Here is a 24,372-nt window from a genome sequence, read left to right on the forward strand (position 1 = left end):
GATGGGAGGCCGGATATGTGGTATGAAGTTGCCTTGGCCATGACACTCGTGGCGTTTACGCTCAGCAGTTGCCAGACGGTGGTCACAAATACGCCGACGCAGATGTCGACGGCGAAGATGAACTGCGATCCCGCCACCAACCGCTGCCAGACCCCCGAATTCGGCATCAAGCAGAAAGCCCGGAAGGGCCAGAGGGTGTCATGGACGATGCAGCCGGCCGAGGGCTGGCGTCTGACGGGCAATCCCAAGACCACCTTCGCCGGCAAGGGCGTCTATGATGTAACCGTCACCGCATGGGACGCCAACTCGCTGACCTGCCAGTGGCACGCGGAGGGCGATTCCAAGCTCTTCGCCAGCGACGGCTGGGTCGCCGGATATTGCTACGCCGACGCCGAACTGATCCCGCCGCCGGCACCTGTCAAAGTCCGTTCGACAAAGAAGAAAAGATAACGTCGCTGATCGGATGACCGCCGCGGCAGGCGCTGTCGGCGGTCACGATCACGTGTTTTAGCAGGGTCGAACGGAAAGCGGCCCGGATGCCATTGACAAGCACGCCGGTCAGGGCGGAAACGGTTGCAGCAACAACCCCCAGAGGCGCGCTGTCGGCAGCGGGCCGGACAGTTTTCTCATGGATGCATCAGCAGTTCACCAGGATAGCGTTCTGCGCCATCCCGGCTATCTCAATTTCGCGGCTTCCCGCGTTTTCTCTTCTCTCTCCTTTCAATGCGTCGCCATCGCGATGGGCTGGATGATCTACGATCAGACCCATAGCGCCTTCGCGCTCGCCATGGTCGGGCTCTGCCAGTTCCTGCCGATGGTGGTTCTGACCTTCGTGGTCGGTCACGTCGCCGATCGCTTCGACCGAAGGCGCATCGGCCTCGTCTGCCAGCTGATCCTCGCCACCGTGTCGGCGGCGCTTGCTGTCGCCACCTGGCAGAACTGGCTGACGCCGGCGGGCATCCTGACGGCGGTGACGATCATGGGCGCGACCGTCGCCTTCGAGCGGCCGACGATGGCAGCCCTTCTTCCCAGCATCATGCCGCCCTCGCTGCTGCAGCGCGCGGTGGCGACCTCGACCTCGATGATGCAGACGGCGCTGATCGTCGGCCCGTCGCTGGGCGGCTTGCTTTACGGCGTCGATGCCGTCGCCCCCTTCGCCGTGGCCGCCGTCCTGTTTGCCGTTGCAAGCATCAACGTCATTTCGATCCGCATGGAGTGGACGCCGAGCAAACGCGAACCCGTCACGCTCGCCTCGGTCTTCGCCGGCGTTTCCTTCATCAAGAGCAAGCCGGTGATGCTCGGCACCATCTCGCTCGACCTCTTCGCCGTTCTGCTGGGCGGCGCCACGGCACTGCTGCCGATGTTCGCCAGCGATATCCTGCATGCCGGCCCCTGGGGCCTCGGCATGCTACGCGCGGCCCCGGCCGTCGGCGCGCTCACCATGTCGATCGTTCTGGCAAGACGCTCGCTCACAAGCAAGGTCGGAGCGAAGATGCTGACTGCCGTGGCTGTGTTCGGCGTCGCGACGATCGTCTTTGCCGTATCGACTAATATCGCTCTATCCATAGCCGCGCTGCTGGTGGTGGGTGCGGCAGATACGGTGAGCGTCGTGGTGCGCAGCTCGCTGGTTCAGCTCCTGACGCCGGATTCGATGCGTGGCCGTGTGAACGCCGTCAACTCGCTCTTCATCGGCACCTCGAACCAGCTCGGCGAATTTGAATCGGGCATGCTGGCCGGCATGATGGGTCCCGTCGCCGCCGGCGTCATCGGCGGCGTTGGAACCATCGTCGTGGTGCTCCTGTGGACTCGGCTTTTCCCGGATCTTCGCAAGGTCGACACGCTGCAAGGGTAGGGTGCGCGGCCACGACAAGCGTTCGCCTAGCCTGACGCAAGAAATTTACGTGGCGTTTGGCGGATGCGCGCTAGCTTAATAGTAGAGACAGTTTCGAGGAGAGGTGCATATGAAACGAATTTCAAATGTCGTGGCCGCGATCGCGCTGATCGGCCTTTCGGCGCTCACCACAGGATGCGCAGGCTACCCGACCTCCGCGGGCTCGGCATCCGGCTATGTGCCCGGCGATTCCATGAACCGCGCCTGCTCCGATGGCTTCAGGCCGAGCGACGGACGCTCCTGCGGCTATTGATCTCGCCGCTTCGTCTTCATCCCCGCGGCTAGATCGCCCACGGGGATGAAACAATCGCAACGCCGCCGAGGAACTCTCGGGGCGAAACCTATCGCTTTGATTTCGGAAAAGAAAAAGGCCTGCATTTTTCAATGCAGACCTTTTAGAAACTGGCTCCCCGGGCCGGATTCGAACCGGCGACCTGTCGATTAACAGTCGAATGCTCTACCGCTGAGCTACCAGGGATCACCGCTCGCCGCGGTGTGAGTGGGCTAATACAAATGCTTGCTCGATTTGCCAAGCGGTTTTTTCAAAAAAATGACATCTCCTTGCAATCATTCAGGTTATCCCCACATGCTGTGGATGACCGAGACCCCGAAAAACACCGCCAAACGCTTTGGCATCGATCACACCACCGGCCACATCGTCATGGGGCCGACCCGCATTCCGCTGCCGAAGTCGCGCATAGCAAGGCTTTTGATCGGCGGACTGCTGGTTTTGGGCGGATGTCTGGGCTTTCTTCCGATTCTCGGCTTCTGGATGATTCCGCTCGGCGTGCTGGTGCTGTCGCACGACCTACATGTCGCGCGGCGAATGAGACGACGATTTTCGGTTTGGTGGCACAGGAGGCGGAATTCCGCCTCCTGATATCAATCGCTCAGGCGAAGAGGCCGGCGATCCAGTAGAAGGCGGCGGCGATCAGTGCGGCGGCCGGCAGCGTCACCACCCAGGCGACGACGATGTTGCCCGCAAGGCCCCAGCGCACGGCAGACACCCGCCGCGCCGCGCCGACGCCGATGATCGCGCCGGTGATGGTGTGGGTGGTCGAGACGGGGATGCCGAGCCATGTGGCGCCGAACAGCGTCAGCGCGCCGCCCGTCTCCGCGCAAAAGCCCTGCATCGGGTTCAGCCGGGTGATCTTCGATCCCATCGTGTGCACGATGCGCCAGCCGCCGAACAGCGTGCCGAGCGCCATCGCCGACTGGCAGGAAAGCACCACCCACAGCGGCACGTGGAAGCTGCCGCCGAGATAGCCCTGCGAATAGAGCAGGATGGCGATGATCCCCATGGTCTTCTGCGCGTCGTTGCCGCCGTGTCCAAGCGAATAAAGCGACGCCGAGACGAACTGCATGATGCGGAAGGTGCGATCGACGGCGAACGGCGTCTGCCGCACGAAGAGCCATGACACGATGAGCACGAGAAACAGCGCCAGGAGAAAGCCGATCATCGGCGACATGACGATTGCACCGGCGGTCTTCAAGAGACCGCTCCAGACGATCGAGCTGAAGCCGACCTTGGCGAGCCCAGCGCCGACCAGCCCGCCGACCAGCGCGTGTGACGAGCTCGAGGGGATGCCGAACACCCAGGTGACGATGTTCCAGATAATCGCGCCCATCAGCGCCGCGAAGATCACCATGGGCGAGACGATGGCGGGATCGATGATCCCGGTCCCCAGCGTCTCGGCGACATGCAGTCCGAAGAATAGGAAGGCGATGAAATTGAAGAAGGCCGCCCAGGCAACGGCGAACTGCGGCCTGAGCACGCGCGTCGAGACGATCGTCGCGATCGAATTGGCGGCATCATGCAGGCCGTTCAGAAAGTCGAAGAACAGCGCGACCGCGATCAGCCCGACAAGCAGCGGGAAGGCAAGGGTGGCGTCCATCAGACGTTCTCGATCACGATGCCGCTGATCTCGTTGGCGACGTCCTCGAAGCGGTCGACGACCTTTTCGAGCTCGCCGTAGATCTCGCTGCCGATGATATAGGCCATCGGGTTGGTGGCGCCGTGTTTGTGGAAGAGGTCCTTCAGCCCCTGATCGTGCAATTCGTCCGACCGTCCCTCGATCCGCGTCACAGCTTCCGCGATCGCCGTCAGGCGAGGGGCGTTGGCATTGATTCGATCGAGGAGCGGAATGGCCTCGGCGATCATGTGCGCGGCCTCGACGATCGTCTTGCCCATCTCCTGCATGACAGGATCGAAGCTCTTCTGCTCGAACAGGCGGATCGTCTTGACCGTCTTGTGCATCATGTCGATCGCGTCATCCATCGACTGGATGAGGTCCTTGATGTCGACCCGGTCGAAGGGTGTGATGAAGCTGCGGCGAACGGCAAGCAGGACATCGCGGGTAATATCATCGGCTTCGTTTTCCAGTGTGACGATGCGGGCGCAGTGCTTCTCGGTGTCGTTTCCGGAAAGCAGTTCGTTCAGCGCTTCGGCCGCACCCACGACTGTTTTCGCGTGCTGTGCGAAAAGATCGAAGAACCGGTCTTCGCGTGGCATGAGTTTCCGAAACCAGCTCAGCATAATATCCATCCATGAAAGGGTATTGTCATAAAAGTGTCATAAAGCAGCGACCGGACCAATGAAAGTGCCGGAGGGGCATTCGGGGACGCAGGGTTAACCACACGAAATCGCCGCATTCGCTGGCGAATGCTGAGCAAAACCAAGCGATTGGAACGAGTTGTCGGAATGCGCGTTATCTCGTCGTGGGACAACGATGAAGCATCTCTGTGGATTGTGAGGTCTGAAATGAAGAAATTGGCCATTATCGCCGTGGCGTTGATGACATGCCTGGGGAGCATCTCCCCGGCCAGCGCTTTTGACGTCCGCTACCCACGCGGCAAGGAGGTCGATGGACTGACCGGCCTGCCGAATACGCCCAAGCCGGAGTTTAGCGATCGATGCGGCCCGTACCGCAACTGCTACGGCAATCGGGATCGCTATCGCTACAGCGACCGTGGTCGCGATTACTACCGCCGCGACTATAATCGCTACGACGACCGTTACTATCGCCGCCATAGCGACAACACCGGCGCGATCATCGGCGGATTGGCGGCAGGCGCGATTCTCGGCGGCGTACTCGCGTCTCAGCCGCGCTATCGCTCCGGCGATTCGCATGTCGACTACTGCTATAGCCGCTACCGCTCCTATCGCGCGTCCGACAACACCTACCAGCCCAACTATGGTCCCCGCCGTCAGTGCGTGGGTCCGTAAGAGATCGGCACGCGATCGCAATGGAAATGCCTCCGGACGCAATGCCGGAGGCTTTTTTTGTGTGATCTTCGTGGCCGCGTTAACCGTCGCTGCCGCGTGCGCTTTCAATCCGATCCGATGTCGTTTCCTTCGACGACCTCGTTGTCATATTCCTATTAGTGCCACTCGATGTTAGAGCGCAGGAGTTTCGCAGGTACGCCGCCCACCAGCGTTCCCGCTTCAACGTCGCGGGTGACAACTGACCCGGCCGCGATCACCGCGCCGGGGCCAATTTTGACGCCTTTTAGAATGATACTGTTCATGCCAATCCAGACATGATCGCCAATGACGATCGCGCCATCTTTTGGGCGGTTGGAATTGACGATGGTGTGATTGTCGGAATCCCTGATGGAGACATTCTCGGCGATCATCACATCCCGGCCGATTTTGATGGAGTTGAAACAACTGATCGTACTGTTGCTGTTCAGATACCCGCTTCCGAGTTCCAGCACAGCGCCTTGGTCGACGACGACTTTGCTACCTGTGTAGATCGTGAAGTGGCCTTCGACAGATAATTGTCCTCCATCAGAAACTGCAACGAGTGTCTTGTCCGCGAGGTAAGCTGGCCAGCGAAAACCCACGTCGAGCCTTCCATCACCTGACAAGGTGCAATTGCGTGCCCGTTTTAGGACCGCGCCACGCCATAGTTCCACAGTAATACGACCGAATTTCCGCCTACGCGTTGCACGGAAAATAGGGAGCCTGTCCGCTATGCGTTTACCGAGCCGAATTCCTCGCATGAGCATTTAGCAGTCCTGGTTGCCGGTGCCGTAAAGCTGAATGCTAGGAGATGCGCCGCGACTGTGAAACTCCACCTTTGGTGGAGGTCCCAACGATGGCCCGTCTGTCAATGAGCACACGCTCACCGCGTTGACAGGGGAAATCGCCGCACGCAAGCGGTCAATCTTTGACTGCTTATCGGATCTGGGAAAGGAAAATTGGAGGCCTCGCCCGGGGTAGAGAAAGACTTTGAAAGCAGTAACATAGCCAGCTGACTGCCACACTTTCCCGCTGGGAAAACGCAAGTAAAATCAGCCGACGTTGCCACACCCTGCCACACCCTCAATCTCTTCCGGCTGGTCTGCCGAGAGCAGTTTCGTGCCCATCCCATCCCAGTTGATTTTCGCGACCGTTTGTCTCGCTAGCCGCGCTCTGTTCGCGTCCCTCGTGTAGATCTTTGACGTGCGGCCGCCGCTCCATCCGAACATAGATTCAAGCATGTTGTCGGTCGCCTCGTTGTGAGCGACGTCGGTCGCAAGTCCCTTTCGGATCGAGTGCGATGTAAGGTGCGGCATTCCTGCCTGGCGCCACCAATCCGAGATCCTGTTTCCCAGTCCCTTGACGGAGAATGGCTTGCCAAAATCTGTGACCAGATAGGTCAGTGCGGTCACCTTGTGAGTGGCTAAGACGGCTTCGAGGATCGGATGGATAGCGATTTCCAGATCGACCGGCTTCTTCTTGCGGTTTTTAAAAAGCCGCAGCTTAAAAGTATCCTTGCGCCGATGTTGAGGGCCGATAGCAGCGAGGTCGGACACGCGAAAGCCCGTATACATTTGGATCGCCAGGTAAAATACAGCTTTCGAGCCAATGCCATGGTGCTCTATAAAACGTCCTATCTCTTCCGGTGTTGCCGTCGTATGCCCGTCGGTGTGGACCTTGAAAGGAGCAACGAGCTTGGCGACGTTCGCGGTGATCGGCTTCCCCTCCTTCGTCGTGTTGAAGACTTGCCGGAGTACCTTCAACCTCTCATCCGCGGCGAAAGGAACGTCTTTCTTCCGGTCGCGCAGCTTTTCAAGGTTGCCGACATCGAGGCGGGAAAGCGGCATGTCGGCGAAGGTGCGCCGGTCTGCGGGGTCGTTCGGATGCAGCTGCTCTTCCCACATCGCCTCGATGATGTTGCGTCGACGCGTCTGCGTCGTTGTGTCCAACGCCATGAAATCGTTGCTGCGCATGTACTCCAGGCAAAGCCACCGGAAGGTATTGGGCTTGACTATCGATGACATCAGAGGCGAATGTTCGGGCGCGGCTTGGGCAACCGGCAGTACGGCCTTGCGCGCGGCCCAATAAGCGATCGAGAACTCCTCAGAATCTATATCGTCGGGAAGTCGGCAGATACGCTTGCCGTCGATACGAAGATAGTAACGTATCGTCTTGTGGCGCGACTTGTTGCGCTCCACGTATGGTAGGTCGATGTTCGCCACGTCCATCATCACGACGCCCGCCAATCTTCATTGTCGTCCGCGCCGCCCCCTGCTGAGATCGGTTCGCCGCCCCTTGTCGGCCAATCCATCATAGCGGCGGATATCTCGTGGACAAGCCAGAGCGTTCGGCTGTGCCATCTTCGTGGTGGGGGAAGGACGCCCTCCTGTACCATGAGGTCGACAGTGTTCTGGCTGACACCTATGGCATATGCCACTTCCGCTCGGCTCAAGCTCAACCGCGGGACATCGCGCATGGCGGGTTCCGGTTTCATTGGGTCCCCTCTTTAGGCATGCCGCCATGGACTTCGATCGTCATCAGCTTGGCGGCCAGTGCGGAGCCTGATGCGCATGGTTGCAGATTGATGATGTGCGCAGCGTCCGCGCCGAATATGGCTTCGCAATCGTACGTGGCGACGGTCATGACCGCGCCCGCACCTTCGAAGGATCTTTCCGCCAGGCCGCTGCGCTCGCCGCCACAGACTGGGCAGCGACTTTGCGCCGAGAGCTTTGAGATGAATGTCTTACGCACTGAACTTGACATCAGAAAAGGCTTCCTTGCGCTGGCTGGGGCGCGGCCGGCGGCGATATTACCGGGGCGGGTACGATCAGGCGCTGACGCCAGTCGAAGAAGCCGAGGGCGCCCTTGACCTTGATCGGGGTCTGGAGGATCTGCTGTTCGGCCAGGACGAACCCGTAGGGTCCGAAGAACCAAGGGCTATCGTGCGACCTGGTGGTCTCGACGAGGCGGCCGACGCCGATGATGGCACCGAAGGACAGCCCGCTTTCGTCGATGTTCGACAATTCGCTGTGCGGGGACGCCTTTACGTAGTCGTGGACAACCTCGAGGTAGTCCTCGCGATCGTCTTCGAAGTTCTTCTTGGTGTAGGCGCTGGCGTGAATGCAGATGAGACCGCGCTGCGCGGTATTCCACTTGCGGTTCTCGATGTCCTTCCAGCCCATCGCAATGGCCTGCGCCCATGGCTGACGGATGGAGAGCGCCAAGACGGGCAGTTCCGATTCCTGAAGGTTGCAGAACATGGGCTACTCCTGAACAGTTGGGGAAAGGGCCGCAGCTCGCCGTCTAGTGGCGGCGGCATTGCGGGAATGGTGTTGAGCGTCCCAGCGGAGATGGCAGCGCTGGCAGAGCGCGCGGCAGCGCGCCGGATCGGCGTGACGCTCGTCATGGTCCATGTGCGCGATCGTCAGAACGACCTTGCTGCCGGTCTCCGGATGAGCCTCACCGTTTGCCGCGCGGGGATGCATCGGCGTTCCCTCGCAGGCGTTTCCTGCCCGCTGAAGGATTTCCGCGCGAAAGGCCTTCCATTCTCTCGAATGCGTGCCGCCGCCCGGATAGAGAGCCTGCCGCTCAGCGCGAATTGGCATCGGTCGCCTCCATCATCTGAGAAGTGCGATGATGTCATCATCGCTCGGTGATTTTCGAAGTGTAAGCAGTTCGTCTAAGTGGCTTTCGATCGTGCGCGACATATTGATCATCTCGTCGCGTAGCTTTCGATCAACAGAAAACCATTCACCTTTGATGTTCCGATCTGCATATTTGGAATGCATCCGGATCTCCTCTGCCCTTCCACCGTAGGTGATTGCTAAAATTGACAGCCTTTTGGGGTTGGAGACCTGTAGCTCTCGGAGCCTCTTTGCGGGATCAAACGAAATTCCAATCTTCACGAGGCCGCCGACGTCGTAGTTTTCTCCGATAAAATAAACTCGCTGCAACAGTGTCGCCTCGTGCCAAGACCTGTAAGCGTCGACCATTGCCTTCATGGCCTCAAACGGGCATCCGTCCTTCGTCCACCTGAACAAGCCATGTGGTCCGTCGATCCGATACTTGCCGTTTCCGCCGCGGGTTAATCGAAAGGGGCCGAGCGCGTCGATCACCTGTATGGTCATTCGGCGTACCTCTGGACGGGTGACGCTGGCTGGCTGACGGCTGGAAGTGCCGATTGAACAGCCGCGAGAGCCCTGCGTCGGATCTGCATCCCCTCGACATCGTCGAAGCCAGCCCAGCCCTTTTCTTGAATGGCCATGACGATCGCGAGGAGCTCGGGAGCGGCAGCTATCAATCGCGCATCTTCTGGGCGAACGCATTGGGCCACCAAGAGCCGGGTGCGGCCTGCGTCGCTTCCACTGAACCCGGAATAGACGAGGCACAGTTCACGGAGCTGGTTAGTCTGCCATTCATCATCGGTCCATCGGCGCGTGATTGGATTGCGCAAGGTCGTACCTTGGCTCCACGGGCCGGCTGTGTGATTATGCATTGCCAACCTCCCTCTCTACGGGCGCGGGGGTATGCCACTTCGCCTTATAGGCAGTGATGAATTCTGGTTCGAAGCCGGATTGCCAGCCGCAGCACTTGCATTCGAACTGACTGCCGTTGAACTGGGTGCGAGGCATAATCCGGCACGTTGGACCGCCGCAGTATGGCGAGTATCCCCCGCGGTTCATGAGGTTATCGCGGACGATGCTCATAGGCACGCTCCTCTTATGGCTTCCCGCTTCGCCTCGGCCATGGTGTTGACGCCTTCAGGCGAATAGCCGTCGTACAGGTGCCCGCCATCTTTCCAGCGAACACGGATGTAGAATTTGTGCTGCGGGTGGTCGTGGTCTCGCTCGATCTCGATCGTGGCGCCCTTGTGGGTGCCAAGGAAATATCCGCGTTCTTTGGTAATAATCCTCATGGCCTTGCCCTCAACCGCTACTGTCGACGTCGTAGGACTTGCCGCACTTCGTGCAGGTATATTCGTGCTGGCAGTTGCCGGTGCTCCGGTGGTTGAACTCGTGCACGCACTTCTGCCAGCCGAAATAGCGGACCTCCTCGTTGCCGTGTGAATGGAAGTACAGGACGCCAAAGCCTCCATCGATGTAGTGGGCGTGGTCGACGAAGTAGAGGAGCATGGTGGCCCACCCTTCCATCGCCTTTCCGTCCGGAGTTGCCCTGGGCGACCTCTTCACGCCATTCTGACACCAAGCTTCAGCCTTGAAGCCTCGGCTGCTGCGCCAGCCCCAGAACTCTTTCTCGGTGACGAACTTGACGTTCGGCATCATTTCAAAGATCGGATCGAACCATGTTTTACCGTCCGATCCGGGCGCTTCGTAAAACGCTTTCTCGACTTTCTTCCTGTAATCGCCTTCCGGCGCGCCAATGGTTACGAGCATGGCTGATCCTCCAGGTTGGTGTCAGGGTGGAAGCGAGGATCGAGCGGGTGAGGCATGAACTCAAACGGATCAACCGGGCTTTCGCCTTCGAAGTCCCACCAGTAATTTCGGCCGTTCTCGCCTTCCGACCATGCGGCCTCATAGACGCGACCATCGTCGTCGCGGACCCAATACCGATCGGACGTGCGGATGGTGACGCCTACTTCGGAGAAATCCTCGACGTTGGTGATTTCCTTGTCGGCGCGCTCAATCGGGAGCCAGGTTCCAACCGAAAGCTCTGCGGGTGCTGCCGGTTCAACGGCAGAGATGATGGCCATGAACCGATCGAAATTCGTATCGTTGTCGAGGAAGGCGCGATTGAATACCGGGCCGACATCTGTCTCGGCTGTTGCAAGGTCGCTGATCTGATCCACAATCTCGACGCGCCCCTGGGCGCGGGCCTTCGCTATCTCGTCACGCATCCGCTTCATGCTGTAGCGCGGGCCATCGTCACCCACCGAAATAGGAAGGGGTGCTGGGGGCACTTCCTCAAATCGCTTGGTAAATTCAGGGTGGCCGAGATAGGCAAGCTGTGTGCTGCCAACCCGTCGGAACGCGACACCGTCAACACCCTGAGACACCAGTTCGCAGAGATCGCCGTTGACCAGGTTCCGATACTTCGGAAAGATTTCCTCACGAGGCGCGCTGGCCGGTACGGCGGAGATCTTCTCTCGGATGGCGTCCCTGACAAGCTCGAGTGCATCACCCGCCAGCAGCATCGCGTCGTGCGCGACACCATCTGATCCTCCGGCCGCTTTTTCAAACTCACCCACACTGTCGTCGATGATTGCAGCGGCCTCCTGCAGCGCTTCAAGGCGACCGAGGCGGCGGGCGTGGTCGATCTCATCGTGGAGGCGCTTCGTCGTGTAGCGCGGCTGAGTATCGGTCATGGTCGAGTGCCTCCCGTGGATGGATCAAATCCGGGCAACGGCCCACGGCCGTGACGGGTCGATCGCTTGGCGCGGATGCGGGCAATCGTCTCGGGGCGCTGCAGCTTCTCCAGATCTGCTTCGGCGCAGCCGAACAAATTCAGATCGGCAACAACGCAAAGCGACGTCAGCGTCAGCATCGCGGCGCCGACTTCTTTGGCCGGCTCGCCGATTGGACGGTCATAGGTATAATCGACGAGCTGATGGGCCTCCTGGCGGCTCATACCGAAGGCCTGGCAGGTCTCGTTTGCCTCTTCAAAGAAGCGTGCGCGCCGTTCGGTGACATCGGTCGGATCGTCGTGGAACAGGGCGTAGTGGGCTTCCTCGACCCGGTCCTGGTAGCCTTCATCAGGCAAGTGCATCCAGTGTGTCGGCTCATAGTCTATGGTGAGCCAATACTGCAGGAAGTGATCTTCCTCCATGAAGCCTTCAGGGTCGGAGCCCCAGCGCGTCCTGCCGCCGTAGGTCGCCCAATGAGCAACGCAAGGGCGGTAGTAGCCGACGCGGGTCAGGATAAAGGTGCCATTCTTGGGGGCGTTCCTGATGTCCTGCCATCCCGATAGATCTTGACGTATGCTCATTGGTTCTCTCCCTCACACACGCATCGGCATAAGCAGGATCAGGTTTTCCGGATTGCCGCCGACGCTACGAAGCACCGCGGGTGAGCCGCTGTCCGCGAGCTCGATCGTCAGCTGTTCGCCCGGCAGGTGCGCCAGCACGTCGTTGACGTACTTTGCGTTGAAGCCGATCTGCAGTTCAGCCTCACCGGTATAGGACAGGGTGTCGGTTGCGGTACCGGCATCGGGATTGTTCACCTCGAGGTGAAGCTGCCCGCCGGCGAAGCTGAAGCTGACCGCGCGGCCGCGCTCGCCGCTGATGGTCGCGACGCGGTCGATCGCCGCCGACAGCGCGGCGGACGCGATCGTCGCCTGCATCTCGTGGCCGCTGGGCACGATGCGTGCGTAGTCCGGAAAGACGCCGTCGACGAGCTTCGACGTGATTAGCGAACTGCCGCCCGAGAATCGGATCAGCGTGTCCGAGAACTCGATCTTGATCTCGCCGGTCTTCGGCAGGATCTTCTCGATTACCTTCAGTGCCTGGCGGGGAATGATCACGGACGCCATGTCCGGGGTGGTTGCAGCCGCCACCAGCCTCTTTGACAGCCTGTGGCCGTCGGTTGCGACAAGCACCAGGCCTTGCTCGTCAGCGTCCGCGCTGGTGGGGTGCAGGAAAATGCCGTTCAGGTAGTGGCGCGTCTCTTCGGTCGATACCGCGAAGCCGCAGGCCGTGATGGCGGCCGCGAAGTCCGCGCTCGGCACGGTCACCTGGTGCTGGAAACCTGACGGCACCTTCATTTCGGGGAAATCGGTCGCAGGCAGAACCTGCAGGCTGAAGCGCGACCGGCCAGCCTCGATCGAGATCGACGATGCCTGCGCATCCTTGCGCTTGACCGTGACGTCACAGCCGTCGGGCAGCTTGCGGACGATGTCGGTGAGCATGCCGGCCGGGACGGTGAACGCGGTGAAGTTTATATCGACGTCGGCCCTGAAAGGCGTTGAGGCCTCGATGTCGAGATTACTCAGTCGGGCCGACAGCGTGCCGGGTGTCGGGCCGGCCTCGATCAGGACGTTCTGCAGAATGGGGATGGTGTTTCGCTTCTCGACGACGTTTGACGTCAGCGCGAGCGCGGCCATCAGGGCGGACTTTTCAGCCTTGAACATGATCAGGTCTTTCAGGGTTGGCGAGACGGAGAAGCACGTCGGCGTGGCACGGCAGGTCAAGGCTGCACCAGCATGCGAGGTTGCTGCCCCGCAGCGACGACACGTCCTCGGCGGTGAACCGAAGCAGGCGCCCTTCGGAAAGTGCTGCCTCGTAGCAGTCAACCGCTCGTCGGGCAGCATCTTCCTTGGTTCGATGATGGGGGTAGTTGATCTCCTGATCATGTGCGCCGGCCCATGCATCCGCGCCGTCGTGGAACCTGCCACGGACCTTGACCCGCCACGGGTTACCCCACTTGCTCGGCCGCGCCACGTTGATTGGAAGCAGGCCGTTGGCCGCGAGAGAGGCTTTTCCGAGATGGAAGCCTCTCTTGCGGGACAGTTGGATGCGGACCGGCGCTATCATGATCAGGCGCTCATTTCCGGCTGACCCTGGAAGGCAGGGGCGCCGGTTTCGGATGCCGCCTTTTCCATGTCGCGCATCACCTGCTGGGTGATGTAGACGTCAGGACGGTAGAGCTTGATGATCCACTTGATGCTGCCGCCAGCCAGGCGGTAGCGAAGACGGACCGGAATGCGGCAGGGCTCGCCCATGAAGAACGGCGAGACCGAGAGGATGAACATGCCGGGCACGTCGATCTTGTTGCCGTTCGCGTCCCTGTGCTCTTCCTCGAAGGAAATCTGGCCTTCGCCGGTCTGGAGCGTCACCGCGTTCTTGACGCGCGTTTCGGCAAACACCTGCAGGCCACGGGACAGCGTGTGCATTTCGGTCGGGTAGGCGACCCGGAAGCCGAACTTGTGGCGGAAGTCTTCTTCCTCCATGCCGTCGGGCGTGGACAGCTCGGCGATATGGTCTTCGATGAACTCGGCGAAATCGCCCTGATCCATCGGCTTGCCGTCGACGGCAACCCATGCCTTCCATTCGTCGGAGAGCGGGAAATCGTAGCGGATGCGATGCTTGCCGTTGTCGGCGACGCCGCCGGCGACAGCCTGGTGATAATCGACGACCATGGTCAGTGACGGCTTTTGCCAGTCGGTGTCAGCAAAGATCGCGCTATCGTCCGTTGCGTGCCGCTGGCCGAGCTCGATGAAGCTTTCCAGCGTCGTCACCTTCGCGGTGCCGCTCTTGCGCGCGGGCGCGAAGCGGAAGCGCTCGAACAGGTCTGCGACGGGCTCGATGCGGCCGTTCTCGCGATTGACGAAAACCGGCACGTGATCAGGGATCCCGTGCTGTCCATCAGTGCGTTCCAGAATTTCGAGCTTCGAGCCGGCCTTGTCAGCAAGCTTGCTGATCGCTTCGATGTCGGCGCCCATCGCGCCCGAGATCGGGAGAAGCTCGGCGGTTTCCTTGGTCATGTGTCAGCGTCCTTCGTTGCTGGCGTTGAGGTTCAGGCGGTTTCGCGGTCGCGCACTTCGCGCGGCGAGAACATGTCTTGCTGCTGGGGATGTTCGGTGGAGAGCGCGCCGCCTTCGGTGACCCAGTAGACGGAGGCGCGGCGCGGGCGCTTCGGCGTCTTGGTGGAGACGTCGGCATTGATCGTCACCATGCCGTTGGCGACGGCGAAATCGAGCTTCAGGTTGAGCGTGCCCTTGAAGGTGGACTTCGGGCTGTCGTTCGACAGATCGGCCAGTTCGCTCAGCACTTCCTGCAGCTTGGCCGAAAACTCCTTGTTGAGTTCTCCGCCCTCGAGCATGCCGACGAGCGCCTGGCTGTCGCGGATGATTTTCATGTGATGGTCCTCTCGGGTTAATCAGCGCCACTCGGGCGCGAAGGGAATGTCGTCATCCATGTCACGGGAGAAGTTGGCCGGCGCACCTGATGCGTCGGAGCCGCTGCTGGTGCGTGAGGCGCGGTCGCCGTCGAACCCGTAGTCGGACGCTCCATCGCCGCCGGCGCGGTACCCGGAACCCTCGCGCTTATCGAGCAGCTGGATCGACGCGTTGAAGCCCTGCAGGATAACCTCGGTCGAGTACCGGTCCTGGCCCTGGCTGTCCTGCCACTTGCGTGTCTGCAGCTGGCCTTCGACGTAGATCTTCGAGCCCTTCTTGACGTATTGCTCGACAACCTTGCAGAGCGGCTCGGCGAAGATGACGACCTGGTGCCACTCGGTTTTCTCCCGGCGCTCGCCGCTCGAGCGGTCGCGCCAGCTTTCCGACGTAGCGAGGCGGATGGTGGCGATCGGGCGACCATCCTGGGTGCGGCGGATCTCTGGATCGGCGCCGACGTTGCCGAGGAGGATGACCTTGTTGACGGAGCCGGCCATTACGCGACATCCGCGAACTGGGCGCCACCATCAGGTGTCACCTCGCCACCGACGAGCAGCAGCGCGAGGAATGCGCTGGCGAGCAGAATGTCGCGGCCGCCTTCTGTGCGCGCCCGGGGATCGCCGTCGAGGATCCTGCGCGCGAAATGCTCGGCCGCCACGAGATCGACCGGCGCGAGGACGCAATCGAAATTGGCATCGACCACCGCGACCGCGGAAGGGCTGAAGGTACGGCTGATCGGAATGCCGCTACGCGATACGCCCTGCGGCAGTTCGCCACCGGCGTCGGTCAGCACCAGCTTGCAGCCGGAGCGGCTGAAGCTGTCGTCTATGATGGTGCAGGGGATGGGTGTCTTGGTCACAGCTTCAGCTCCAGTGTTCCGCGGTGGGCGGCGTTGCAGGCGGCGGCCTCGAAGAACCGGTCCTCGCCGATCAGCCGCTTGAAGGTCTCGATGAAGGCCTCTTCGGCCTTCATCGGACCCCATGGCTTGATCAGCTTCAGGTCGCCGCGAAACTTCGGCTTCGGGTATCGATCGACCGGGTAGATTTCGACGGCGCGCGGGCCGCAGAGCGCGCGCGCTTCGGCGGCCGCCATGCGGGTGTCCATTTCGCGGACAAGCGCGCGCTGGCTGTTCGTCCAGGCAGACGGCACGGGAAGTCCCGCCGCCGTGTAGATCACGTGATCCCAGCGGTCCTTGATGGTATCGAGCGCGAGCTCGAACGCCTCGCCGGTCATCCTCGGATCGAGATCGCGGATCGTGGCCGCGATCAGGTTGCGCATCGGAACGGTGATGTCGCCAAGCAGGCCTTCATGCGCGTCATGCAGAAGGAAGAGCGCGGCCGTCCGGTTGCTCGCGCCTTCGTTGAGCATCGCCTCCGTGCCCATGACGCAGTGCTGCGCCACCGAAAAGACCGGGCCGATGCGGCTACCGGCAAAGCGCGGAATGACCGACAGCCGCTGTGCGATCTCGCTGAAATTGATCTCGGCAGCATCGGGCGCGGCGAGATCCATCAACGTTCCGTCGCAGCGGAAGGAGGGGATGGGAGACGATGCCAGGCGAGACGTCATCGACGAGCGTCCCAAGCGAGTTGCTGATCGAGATCGGCGAGGCCGTAGTAAGTCTGAACGACGAGGTTGCCCGTCGTGACTGATGCCAGCATCCACAAGATGCCGGTGATGATCAGCGCCTTCCCGTAAGAAACGCAAGGTGACGAGACTTCGACCGTCGGAGGAGGGTCTACGCGCGCGCCGAAAGGCGTGAAGTAGTCATATCCACCTGTCTTGCCATTCCCGCGATAGGATGCAAGATGCGATCCTGAGTTGTTGCCGCAGGAGGGAAAATGAAACGTTGGATCAATGCCTTCGCGATCGGCGCCGTCATCCTGTGTGCCGACACCGCCAGTGCCGATGAGGCGTGGGACAGGGTGATGGTCAAAATGGCCGATGTCATCGCGATCCAGAAGCTCTGCCCGACGCTCCGCCCGGTCACCAAGGTGATGATGGTTGCCATCGCTGCCTTTGACATAGACCTGGCCGAGGGGACTGCGGATAACCGAAAGCTGATGGACCTGACCAGATACAAGATCTCGCTGCTGAACGCCAATGGCGGGCGCGACATGGCCTGCGCGACGGGTATCGCGCTCTACGGCCCGCAGGGTCTGAACGGCGCCAACATGATGGAGCCGTACTGACGCGCGAGCGCCTGATATCGTCAACAGTTTCATGGAGATACCCTCGCTGATCGGTTTGGAAATGGCCGCATTCGAGGGGTGAGCGAACGGGCCATTCCGAAGCCGGCCGACGATTAGGTGTCGGCGACTTGTCTCACGGAGCGTCGTGCGGCAACGCGAGCTGCGGCCGTCGAAAATCGTTTGATCACAGGCTGGGTGTAGCCGCGGCCACGGAGACTGTCTTCGTTCACATTCTCGCCGCCGAATGCCATCTCTCGCATGTCTTCAGCCATGCGAGAGATTATGGTTGCCGTGGGGCTTGGCGCTTGCGCTGGGCGAGGGATCGGAGCGTAGGTGATCATAGATGGCCTCAATTGATTGTTGGAGAGGCCAATATGTCGAATATCGACAATGATTGTCAAGCGGATACTTGTCGATAATCGTCAATATGATTATTCGTCAATCCCGACCATATACTGTTGTTCGACAAAGCAGGAATCAAAAAGGCGGCCATTTGGCCGCCTTTATCGTTGATTGAGGATGTTGGAATTAGTCTTCCCGCTGCACCGAGTAGACCACTTTTCCTACCACTCGGACGATATTCCCGTCGCCTTCAGACAGGTCGATCGGCGATTGGTGCCTTGGGTCGGTAGATTCTGGTATCAGCCAATACTTGCCAGTTTCGTCTCGGAAAAGTGTCTTCACCGTCGCCTCCCTCAGCCCGTCCGGCCGCTCGACCTCGATGATGTACCGCTTGCCTGGTACGAACTGTTCCCCGGTTTCATGGATGTCGGTGTAGATGATCGCCGATCCCTCTGGATACCGCTTATTCATTGATGGGCCACGCGTTTCAGCGCCATGAAGCGTGAAGCTGCGGTACTCGGGATCATCGGGCACTACGACGTCGTAACAATCGTCCTCGTCCCACAGGGGGGATTCGCTCCATTGGCCAGCCTGGACGGGCTGGCGAACCCGGACTGTCCGTACGGAGCCATGATTTGAGATGAAATCCACTGGCTCGCGATGAAAAATCTCGCCGAGCGTACGCATCTTGGTGAGCGTCAGCTCGGTCTTTCCTTTCTCGAGACGGTTGTAATTCTCCGTCGATATCCCAAGCGCTGCGGCCACATCGGCTTGTGTGAGGCCGCTCAACTCTCTGATTTTTTTCAGTTGGTTTGTCATGGCTACTTATAACGATAATCGTCAATTCATGTATGACGGTAATCGACAACAAAAGCGCTTGCCTTTCTTGTCGATAATCGACATATTGACGATATGAGGTTGAAAGAGTGGCGACTTACGCAGGAATTAACGCTGGCTGAGATGGCTGCAGCGCTCTCGATCGAGAACGCGCGGACGTACCAGCGTTATGAGGATGGAGAAAATCGTCCTGACGCTCCCATCGTCGAGCGCATTATTGCGTTGACCACGGGTGTTGTTACGCTCGACGATCTTCATTTGCAGCGTCTGGACTGGCTTCGCAACAAGAGGCCCGATGCTTTTTCCCATCCGATTACTCATCACCAAGTTTGTGCGGAGGGCACGCGTTGATGCCCCTCCATTTACTTGCACGTGTACGCCGTCTTTCGCCTCGTGGCGGCGTACCTGTCGGCCGGGGGCGTCGATCCTCCACGATCCCCGGCCGCTCACCGTTTCGCAGGGTAGGGAAGAGGTCATCCCGCGTGGTTCATACCCACGAGATCGCAGGTTCAAATCCTGCCCCTGCAACCAGTTTCTGCGTTCGTTTTTCATGTGGTCCCCCGTGACCTGCTGACGGACCGAAACTCACATTTTTAGCTCTGTCCCGCCACGGGACATTTCATGGGTTTGTCCCGTGGCGGGACGCGTTTGCCTTTTTGACTGGAGACGAGACGATGCGACTTTCTGAAGCCTGGATGTACCGTGTAAAGGCCGCGCAGCGCGACCTGATCGAGGCGTGCGGCACGGTGCGCCGTATCGAGGAGCGCTTCAACTTCGGAAAATCGACGGTCGGTCGGTGGACGAACGGCGGTGATCCGACGCTGATGCCGATCGAGGCCGTCGTGGCGCTCGAGAGCGAGTGCGGTGTCCCCTTCGTCACCACGGTTCTTGCCGAGCTGCAGGGGCGGCGCCTCAGCGATCCGGGCGAGGATGCAGCCGGCGACGTCTGCGTGATGACGTCGCATGCCGAGCTCCTGCGCAGCGCCGCAGAGCTGACCACCGGCCTGGCGATGGCAATTGCGGACGGCAAGGTCACGCCGGCCGAAGCCTCATCGATCGACAAGGTCGCATCCAAGATGCAGACGGCAATGGCCGACATGCGGTCGGCGCTGGCAACCATCAAGGCCAGAGGCGGTGTCAACGCGTCGCTGCGCCTCGTCAACGAGGATTGAGCCGATGGCGCGCAAAGGTCAGGCATCCATCACATTTCGCAATGTCAACATGTCGGTGTCCGACGTGGAGACGCTGATGCGTGGCCTCAACCGGCATGGCATCAAGGCCGTATCGAGCAATACGCACGTCTGCCCCTGCTGTGATCACGTCCTGGCGATCGCAGAGGTCGTCGAGAAATACTGCGCCAAGTGCGGCGACGTTGAGCCGCGCGAGGTGCGCGCATGAGCGTCTCCGTCGATATCTCTTGGACCGATGCGCGCGTTACCGCCGCCGCCAAGCTCTGGAACGAAGGGCTGTCTGCCGCCGCGATCGCTGAAAGACTGGGCGGCATCACGCGCAGTGCCGTCCTCGGCAAGGTCAACCGTCATCCCGACCTGTTCGCGCCGCGCCGCGAGAGTGGGCAGCGGGCAGGGCGGTCGGCGCGTCCGGCTCCGAAGGCTGCAGTGACGGTGCCAGATGTAGTCAAGCGCACTTCGAGCTTCGGATACCAGCCGTCGGCGCCGCGCGCCCGTCGGCCCGATCCGGTTCCTCCTGTCGTGCAGGCGATGAACATTCCGAATCGGCCGGCCGGCAACTATCGCCACCGGGATTTCCGCCTCGACGACAGCCAAACGGTCCCGTTCTCAAAGGTCGGCCGATTTCAGTGCGCCTGGCCGCTTACCGATTTCGAGGATGCGGATACAGCCGACATGCCTTGCTGCGGCCGCCCGCGTCGCGGCGGCGATGCGCCTGACAGCAGTTATTGCGCCGAGCACGCGGCGATCTCGCGGGGTGTCGCCTGATGGATTACGGCGCCTTCCTGCATGCGAAGATCCAGATGGCGCCAGAAGGCGGCTTCACGGTTTCGGACGATGAAATCAACCTGATCCTGAAGCCGCACCAGCGCGCCATCGTCATCTGGGCGTGTGCCGGTGGGCGTCGCGCGATCTTCGCGGCCTTCGGTCTCGGAAAGTCCGTCATTCAGCTGGAGATCCTGCGCCTGGTGCTGAAACGGTTCGGCGGCCGCGGGCTGATCGTCATTCCGCTCGGTGTCCGTCAGGAATTCCGTCGCGATGCGGCGATGCTAGGGATCGAGATCACCTTCGTCCGGTCGATCCTCGAAGCCGGCGCCGACGGCATCTACATGACGAACTACGAGACGGTGCGCGACGGCAAGATCGATCCGCACCACTTCACCGCAGCCAGCCTCGATGAGGCGTCATGCCTGCGCGGCTTCGGCGGATCGAAGACATTCCGCGAATTCATGCGGTTGTTCGATGGCGTCCGCTTCAAGTTCGTGGCCACCGCGACGCCGAGCCCGAACGAATTCATCGAGCTTCTGGCCTACAGCGCATTCCTCGAGGTGATGGACGTCGGCCAGGCGAAGACGCGGTTCTTCAAGCGCAATTCCGAAAAGGCCGACACGCTCACCATCCACCCGCACAAGGCCCGCGAATTCTGGCTCTGGGTGGCAAGCTGGGGCCTCTTCGTCGAGCGCCCGTCCGATCTCGGTTTTTCCGACGAGGGATACGACCTGCCGGAAATGCAGGTCAACTGGCACGAACTCCCGGCGGACCACACGACGGCCGGCATGGAGCGCAACGGGCAGGGACGCCTGCTGCGCAACGTGTCGGCCTCTCTGGTCGAGACGGCGCGCGAGAAGCGCGACAGCCTGCCGGATCGTATCGCCAAGATGATGGAACTGCGCGCCGAGGATCCCGACGCGCACCGGCTGATCTGGCACGATCTCGAGGCCGAGCGTCATGCGATCGAGGCGGCCATCCCATCCGTTCGCACCGTCTACGGCACGCAAAAACTCACCGTCCGCGAAGATACGATCATCGACTTTTCCGAAGGTCGCATTCAGGAGCTCGCGGGCAAGGCCTCGATCATGGGGTCTGGCTGCAATTTCCAGCGCTTCTGCTCGTGGGCGATCTTTCTGGGCATCGGCTTCAAGTTCAACGACTTCATCCAGGCCGTCCACCGCATCCAGCGATTCCTGCAGACGAATGTCGTTCGTCTCGACCTGATCTACACCGAGGCCGAGCGCCCGGTGCGCGACAGCCTGGAAGCCAAGTGGCGCCGCCACATCGAGCAGAGGGCGGAAATGACCGCGATCATTAAGGAATTCGGCCTTTCGGCTGCAGCCATGGCCGCAACGCTGTCCCGCGCCATGGGCGTGGAGCGTATAGAGGTCAGGGGCGAGGGATACCGCATCGCCAACAACGACTGCGTGCTGGAATGCAAGGGCATGGCCGACAACAGCGTCGACCTGATAGTCACCTCGATCCCATTTTCCACCCAGTACGAATATTCGCCGAACTATGCGGACTTCGGGCATACCGACGACAATGCGCATTTCTGGGAGCAGATGGATTTCTTAATCCCCGAGCTCTTGCGCGTGCTGGCGCCGGGCCGTATCGCCGCCATCCATGTCAAGGACCGGATCGTGCCGGGTGGCATGACAGGTCTCGGCTTTCAGACGGTCTACCCTTTCGCCGACGATTGCACGGCACATTTTCGCAAGCACGGCTTCGCTTTCCTTTCCCGCAAGACGATCACCACCGACGTCGTGCGCGAGAACAATCAGACCTACCGTCTCGGCTGGTCAGAGCAGTGCAAGGATGGCAGCCGGATGGGCAATGGCTTGCCCGAATACCTGCTGATCTTCCGCAAGCCACCAAGCGATGCCTCGAACGGCTACGCCGACAAGCCCGTCGGCAAGAAGAAGCGCCAGTGGTCGGCGGAGGCCTCGAACTGGTCTAGCGACGACGGATACAGCCGCGCCCGCTGGCAGCTCGATGCCCATGGCTACGAGCCGTCATCCGGCAACAGGCTTTTGCGGCCGGAGGAATTGCTAGGGTTGGAGGCAAGTCAGATCTTCAAGATGTGGAAGTCTTTCCAGCTGGATAGCGTATACGATTTCGAGCATCACGTTAAGGTCGCGGAAGCGCTGGAAGAACGTGGCATGCTGCCCTCGACATTTATGCTGCTGCCTCCGCATTCCAAGCACGACGACGTCTGGACCGATGTGACGCGCATGCTGTCGATGAACACGCTGCAGGCGGCCAAGGGGCGGGAACTGCACCTCTGCCCGCTGCAGTTCGACATCGTCGATCGGGCAATCCTGCAATACACCGAAGAAGGCGAGACGGTCTTCGACCCGTTCGGCGGCCTGATGACGGTTCCCTATCGCGCGCTGAAACTGCGTCGCCGGGCCGAGGCGGTGGAGCTGAACCCGGCCTATTTCCTTGATGGCTGCAAGTATGTCGAAGCGATCGCTCGCGAACGCGCCATGCCGACGCTGTTCGATCTGCTGGAGGCCGCCGAGTGAGCGAGCCTGTCCATCTCTTCGTGGTCACCGACGACGCCGAGCGCGCCAGCCTCGATGTCGTCGGCGTGCATCTGCAGGATGTGCCGCCATTCATCCGGATCGTCACCGAGGCCGACGAGATCCGCAAGCTGCCGGTCGGCGTCCGTTGCTTCGGATGCTGGTTTGCCTGGGGCGCGCATCGTCACGACGCCGCGCAGCTCGCGTGGCAGGACCGTCGTTTCCGTGGCGGTATCGAGGGAATGACCGTCAAGTTTCTCGAGCGGCTGGACGAGTGGCGGGCGAAGCGCGCCGAAGCGGAGCGCAGGCTTGTCGCCGAGATCCTCGCGGAAGCGTCCGACGCCCCCGTCACCCAATATGCCGATTTCATCAACGCCCAGGCCGCCGCGCGCGCCGAGCCGTCCGCAACTGTTGCGGTGCTCCAAAGACAATCGAGGTGGTCATGAGTTTCGTAGCCGATCGTTTCGGGTTCCCGCCCGTTGTCACGCAACAGCAGTTGGCGGCCATGGCGCCGCATGTGCGCAGCGAGTGCGTCGCGCTGATGCGCGAAGCCGGGCTGACGATCGAGCAGATCGCGCGGCCGCTCAATGTGCGGCCGGCCGTGATCGAGAGGCTGGCCAGTGCTCGCCATCGCTATCAATTGCCACGGGCGGCCGAGACCGTGGATGAGGCGGGTGACGGCACATCGAAGCCGGCTCACCGTACCGAAGGTCTGCCGCGCGGCAGCTTCCTGATCCTGAAATACGCTGCGCAGCGTCAGTTCGAGCTTTCCATCGGGAAAGACGATCTGGCGTCGGAGCTCGGTGTTTCGCACAAGATGATAGATGCCGGCATGGCGCGGCTTCTGGATGAGGGGCTTATCGTCCGCGCGGCCGCTGGTTCCGGCCACAAGCCCGCACTCTATCGCGCCACCGAACGCGGCGAGCAGTTCGCCGCCGCCGTCTTCCACCTCGATACGACCGGGGCATGACACATGCTGTCCGATTCGATCCGGCATATGCGCGAAAGGTTGAAGCACGAAGGCTCGCAAGCCGGGCTGCTGCTGACCCTTCAGGCGTTCGAGATCGAGGCGCGCAACATGGAAGACCGGCTGCACATGCTTCTCGGCACACCGCATGTGGCGCTCGATGGCAATCTCATCTCGGCGCCGGATCCGATCGTCGACATCGTGGGAGCGGCCTGATGCGCGAGAGAAACACCAGGGTCGTGCTGATCGTAGCACCCGATGTGCTGCAGCGTGCCGAAACGCTCCGTGCTTTCGATCTGGACGCGAGTAAGGACGGACTTCGCTTTATCGACAAGGCCTATAGCCTGCGCGGCTGGTCACGCGGCACGGCCTATCTCGCCATCCAGCCCGGCCGTTGGTCGACGCCTCGAGGGGTCGAGCTTGATCAGGCGCTGACCGCACTCACCCGCAGCGGCCAGCTGCGCATCGCAAACGAGCGCGATCTTGCGTCTCTCAGAAAGGGATCTGCTTGATGTACATGGGCACGCTTTTTGGTGATCTGAGCACTTCCGAGCTGTTGCGTCAGCATGGCGG

At 61.0% G+C, this 24,372-nt stretch carries 35 protein-coding genes and 2 tRNA genes; 16 read left to right on the forward strand and 21 right to left on the reverse strand.

Annotation, left to right across the window (positions count from 1 at the left end; translation table 11 throughout):
• Positions 1-15 precede the first annotated feature (15 nt).
• The 3 genes from ACIQUB_RS05960 to ACIQUB_RS05970 all read left to right on the forward strand — a co-directional run bounded on the left by ACIQUB_RS05960 (position 16) and on the right by ACIQUB_RS05970 (position 2,144).
• Complete coding sequence (locus tag ACIQUB_RS05960; protein ID WP_018900107.1) at positions 16-450, forward strand: hypothetical protein; 435 nt, start codon at positions 16-18, stop codon at positions 448-450.
• Between the two features lie 178 nt (positions 451-628).
• Positions 629-1,852, forward strand: coding sequence for an MFS transporter (locus ACIQUB_RS05965; protein WP_113237004.1), 1,224 nt, complete (start codon positions 629-631; stop codon positions 1,850-1,852).
• 109 nt (positions 1,853-1,961) lie between these two features.
• A complete protein-coding gene (locus ACIQUB_RS05970) occupies positions 1,962-2,144 on the forward strand; it encodes a hypothetical protein (RefSeq protein WP_113237005.1) in 183 nt (60 codons plus the stop codon).
• A 150-nt stretch (positions 2,145-2,294) separates the two neighbouring features.
• Here the strand turns inward: ACIQUB_RS05970 and ACIQUB_RS05975 are convergent.
• A tRNA-Asn gene (locus ACIQUB_RS05975) sits at positions 2,295-2,369 on the reverse strand.
• A gap of 108 nt (positions 2,370-2,477) precedes the next feature.
• On the opposite strand from ACIQUB_RS05975, the gene ACIQUB_RS05980 reads away from it, so the two are divergent.
• Positions 2,478-2,771, forward strand: coding sequence for a hypothetical protein (locus ACIQUB_RS05980; RefSeq protein ID WP_113237006.1), 294 nt, complete (start codon positions 2,478-2,480; stop codon positions 2,769-2,771).
• 10 nt (positions 2,772-2,781) lie between these two features.
• Here the strand turns inward: ACIQUB_RS05980 and ACIQUB_RS05985 are convergent, their stop codons facing one another.
• Entirely contained in the window at positions 2,782-3,786 is a 1,005-nt protein-coding gene (locus ACIQUB_RS05985) for an inorganic phosphate transporter (protein WP_113237007.1), read from the reverse strand.
• Positions 3,786-4,427 (reverse strand): DUF47 family protein, encoded by a 642-nt coding sequence (locus ACIQUB_RS05990; RefSeq protein ID WP_026283297.1) that lies wholly within the window; start codon positions 4,425-4,427, stop codon positions 3,786-3,788. The genes ACIQUB_RS05985 and ACIQUB_RS05990 overlap by 1 nt, the downstream gene beginning before the upstream one ends.
• Positions 4,428-4,652: 225 nt before the next feature.
• Here ACIQUB_RS05990 and ACIQUB_RS05995 point away from each other — a divergent pair, with 225 nt between their 5' ends.
• A complete protein-coding gene (locus tag ACIQUB_RS05995) occupies positions 4,653-5,117 on the forward strand; it encodes a BA14K family protein (protein WP_113237008.1) in 465 nt (154 codons plus the stop codon).
• A gap of 155 nt (positions 5,118-5,272) precedes the next feature.
• On the opposite strand, the gene ACIQUB_RS06000 is transcribed toward ACIQUB_RS05995, so the two are convergent.
• From ACIQUB_RS06000 to ACIQUB_RS06080, 17 genes are all read right to left on the reverse strand, one after another.
• On the reverse strand, positions 5,273-5,737 hold the full coding sequence (locus ACIQUB_RS06000) for an acyltransferase (RefSeq protein WP_402928858.1): 465 nt from the start codon (positions 5,735-5,737) through the stop codon (positions 5,273-5,275).
• A 450-nt stretch (positions 5,738-6,187) separates the two neighbouring features.
• On the reverse strand, positions 6,188-7,381 hold the full coding sequence (locus ACIQUB_RS06005; RefSeq protein WP_402928860.1) for a tyrosine-type recombinase/integrase: 1,194 nt from the start codon (positions 7,379-7,381) through the stop codon (positions 6,188-6,190).
• Between the two features lie 244 nt (positions 7,382-7,625).
• Positions 7,626-7,898, reverse strand: coding sequence for a hypothetical protein (locus ACIQUB_RS06010; RefSeq protein WP_402928862.1), 273 nt, complete (start codon positions 7,896-7,898; stop codon positions 7,626-7,628).
• Positions 7,898-8,395: a hypothetical protein gene (locus ACIQUB_RS06015; protein ID WP_402928864.1), complete on the reverse strand. Its 498-nt coding sequence runs from the start codon at positions 8,393-8,395 to the stop codon at positions 7,898-7,900. Before ACIQUB_RS06015 ends, ACIQUB_RS06010 begins: the two co-directional genes overlap by 1 nt.
• Before the next feature lie 3 nt (positions 8,396-8,398).
• Positions 8,399-8,740, reverse strand: a complete 342-nt coding sequence (locus ACIQUB_RS06020; protein ID WP_402928866.1) for a hypothetical protein — start codon at positions 8,738-8,740, stop codon at positions 8,399-8,401.
• 12 nt (positions 8,741-8,752) lie between these two features.
• On the reverse strand, positions 8,753-9,262 hold the full coding sequence (locus tag ACIQUB_RS06025) for a GIY-YIG nuclease family protein (protein WP_402928867.1): 510 nt from the start codon (positions 9,260-9,262) through the stop codon (positions 8,753-8,755).
• Positions 9,263-9,837: 575 nt separating this feature from the next.
• Complete coding sequence (locus tag ACIQUB_RS06030; RefSeq protein ID WP_402928868.1) at positions 9,838-10,050, reverse strand: hypothetical protein; 213 nt, start codon at positions 10,048-10,050, stop codon at positions 9,838-9,840.
• Between the two features lie 10 nt (positions 10,051-10,060).
• Positions 10,061-10,528, reverse strand: a complete 468-nt coding sequence (locus tag ACIQUB_RS06035; protein ID WP_402928869.1) for a hypothetical protein — start codon at positions 10,526-10,528, stop codon at positions 10,061-10,063.
• Positions 10,519-11,457 (reverse strand): hypothetical protein, encoded by a 939-nt coding sequence (locus ACIQUB_RS06040; RefSeq protein ID WP_402928871.1) that lies wholly within the window; start codon positions 11,455-11,457, stop codon positions 10,519-10,521. The genes ACIQUB_RS06035 and ACIQUB_RS06040 overlap by 10 nt, the downstream gene beginning before the upstream one ends.
• Positions 11,454-12,077 carry a hypothetical protein gene (locus ACIQUB_RS06045; RefSeq protein WP_402928872.1) on the reverse strand — a complete coding sequence of 208 codons (624 nt, stop codon included), beginning with the start codon at positions 12,075-12,077 and terminating at the stop codon, positions 11,454-11,456. Before ACIQUB_RS06045 ends, ACIQUB_RS06040 begins: the two co-directional genes overlap by 4 nt.
• A gap of 12 nt (positions 12,078-12,089) precedes the next feature.
• Positions 12,090-13,217 carry a DNA polymerase III subunit beta gene (gene dnaN, locus ACIQUB_RS06050; RefSeq protein ID WP_402928874.1) on the reverse strand — a complete coding sequence of 376 codons (1,128 nt, stop codon included), beginning with the start codon at positions 13,215-13,217 and terminating at the stop codon, positions 12,090-12,092.
• Positions 13,204-13,620 (reverse strand): DUF4326 domain-containing protein, encoded by a 417-nt coding sequence (locus ACIQUB_RS06055; protein WP_402928876.1) that lies wholly within the window; start codon positions 13,618-13,620, stop codon positions 13,204-13,206. Before ACIQUB_RS06055 ends, dnaN begins: the two co-directional genes overlap by 14 nt.
• Before the next feature lie 2 nt (positions 13,621-13,622).
• Positions 13,623-14,570: a DUF2303 family protein gene (locus tag ACIQUB_RS06060; RefSeq protein WP_402928877.1), complete on the reverse strand. Its 948-nt coding sequence runs from the start codon at positions 14,568-14,570 to the stop codon at positions 13,623-13,625.
• Positions 14,571-14,602: 32 nt separating this feature from the next.
• Positions 14,603-14,944 (reverse strand): hypothetical protein, encoded by a 342-nt coding sequence (locus tag ACIQUB_RS06065; protein ID WP_402928879.1) that lies wholly within the window; start codon positions 14,942-14,944, stop codon positions 14,603-14,605.
• 21 nt (positions 14,945-14,965) lie between these two features.
• On the reverse strand, positions 14,966-15,478 hold the full coding sequence (locus ACIQUB_RS06070) for a single-stranded DNA-binding protein (protein ID WP_402928881.1): 513 nt from the start codon (positions 15,476-15,478) through the stop codon (positions 14,966-14,968).
• Positions 15,478-15,840 (reverse strand): hypothetical protein, encoded by a 363-nt coding sequence (locus ACIQUB_RS06075; RefSeq protein ID WP_402928882.1) that lies wholly within the window; start codon positions 15,838-15,840, stop codon positions 15,478-15,480. The genes ACIQUB_RS06070 and ACIQUB_RS06075 overlap by 1 nt, the downstream gene beginning before the upstream one ends.
• Positions 15,837-16,547 carry a hypothetical protein gene (locus ACIQUB_RS06080; protein ID WP_402928883.1) on the reverse strand — a complete coding sequence of 237 codons (711 nt, stop codon included), beginning with the start codon at positions 16,545-16,547 and terminating at the stop codon, positions 15,837-15,839. The genes ACIQUB_RS06075 and ACIQUB_RS06080 overlap by 4 nt, the downstream gene beginning before the upstream one ends.
• Positions 16,548-16,819: 272 nt before the next feature.
• Between ACIQUB_RS06080 and ACIQUB_RS06085 the strand changes: the two genes are divergently transcribed.
• Positions 16,820-17,170, forward strand: a complete 351-nt coding sequence (locus ACIQUB_RS06085; RefSeq protein WP_402928885.1) for a hypothetical protein — start codon at positions 16,820-16,822, stop codon at positions 17,168-17,170.
• Between the two features lie 528 nt (positions 17,171-17,698).
• On the opposite strand, the gene ACIQUB_RS06090 is transcribed toward ACIQUB_RS06085, so the two are convergent.
• Complete coding sequence (locus tag ACIQUB_RS06090) at positions 17,699-18,331, reverse strand: helix-turn-helix domain-containing protein (RefSeq protein WP_402928887.1); 633 nt, start codon at positions 18,329-18,331, stop codon at positions 17,699-17,701.
• Positions 18,332-18,430: 99 nt separating this feature from the next.
• On the opposite strand from ACIQUB_RS06090, the gene ACIQUB_RS06095 reads away from it, so the two are divergent.
• From ACIQUB_RS06095 to ACIQUB_RS06140, 10 genes are all read left to right on the forward strand, one after another.
• Positions 18,431-18,700 carry a helix-turn-helix domain-containing protein gene (locus tag ACIQUB_RS06095; RefSeq protein WP_402928889.1) on the forward strand — a complete coding sequence of 90 codons (270 nt, stop codon included), beginning with the start codon at positions 18,431-18,433 and terminating at the stop codon, positions 18,698-18,700.
• A 104-nt stretch (positions 18,701-18,804) separates the two neighbouring features.
• Positions 18,805-18,880, forward strand: a tRNA-Met gene (locus ACIQUB_RS06100).
• Positions 18,881-19,023: 143 nt separating this feature from the next.
• Entirely contained in the window at positions 19,024-19,521 is a 498-nt protein-coding gene (locus ACIQUB_RS06105; RefSeq protein WP_402928891.1) for a hypothetical protein, read from the forward strand.
• Between the two features lie 4 nt (positions 19,522-19,525).
• Positions 19,526-19,747, forward strand: a complete 222-nt coding sequence (locus ACIQUB_RS06110; RefSeq protein WP_402928893.1) for a hypothetical protein — start codon at positions 19,526-19,528, stop codon at positions 19,745-19,747.
• The gene (locus ACIQUB_RS06115; RefSeq protein WP_402928895.1) at positions 19,744-20,304 is read left to right on the forward strand and encodes a GcrA family cell cycle regulator; all 561 of its coding nucleotides are present in this window, start codon (positions 19,744-19,746) and stop codon (positions 20,302-20,304) included. Before ACIQUB_RS06110 ends, ACIQUB_RS06115 begins: the two co-directional genes overlap by 4 nt.
• The gene (locus ACIQUB_RS06120; protein ID WP_402928896.1) at positions 20,304-22,835 is read left to right on the forward strand and encodes a DNA methyltransferase; all 2,532 of its coding nucleotides are present in this window, start codon (positions 20,304-20,306) and stop codon (positions 22,833-22,835) included. Before ACIQUB_RS06115 ends, ACIQUB_RS06120 begins: the two co-directional genes overlap by 1 nt.
• Positions 22,832-23,278, forward strand: a complete 447-nt coding sequence (locus ACIQUB_RS06125; RefSeq protein WP_402928897.1) for a hypothetical protein — start codon at positions 22,832-22,834, stop codon at positions 23,276-23,278. Before ACIQUB_RS06120 ends, ACIQUB_RS06125 begins: the two co-directional genes overlap by 4 nt.
• Positions 23,275-23,802 (forward strand): hypothetical protein, encoded by a 528-nt coding sequence (locus tag ACIQUB_RS06130; RefSeq protein WP_402928898.1) that lies wholly within the window; start codon positions 23,275-23,277, stop codon positions 23,800-23,802. The genes ACIQUB_RS06125 and ACIQUB_RS06130 overlap by 4 nt, the downstream gene beginning before the upstream one ends.
• Positions 23,803-23,805: 3 nt before the next feature.
• Positions 23,806-24,015 (forward strand): hypothetical protein, encoded by a 210-nt coding sequence (locus tag ACIQUB_RS06135; protein WP_402928899.1) that lies wholly within the window; start codon positions 23,806-23,808, stop codon positions 24,013-24,015.
• Positions 24,015-24,311 (forward strand): hypothetical protein, encoded by a 297-nt coding sequence (locus tag ACIQUB_RS06140; protein ID WP_402928900.1) that lies wholly within the window; start codon positions 24,015-24,017, stop codon positions 24,309-24,311. The genes ACIQUB_RS06135 and ACIQUB_RS06140 overlap by 1 nt, the downstream gene beginning before the upstream one ends.
• The last annotated feature ends 61 nt before the right edge of the window (positions 24,312-24,372 follow it).

Origin of the sequence: Rhizobium sp. NPDC090275, assembly GCF_044772225.1 — a bacterium.
GTDB lineage: Bacteria > Pseudomonadota > Alphaproteobacteria > Rhizobiales > Rhizobiaceae > Rhizobium.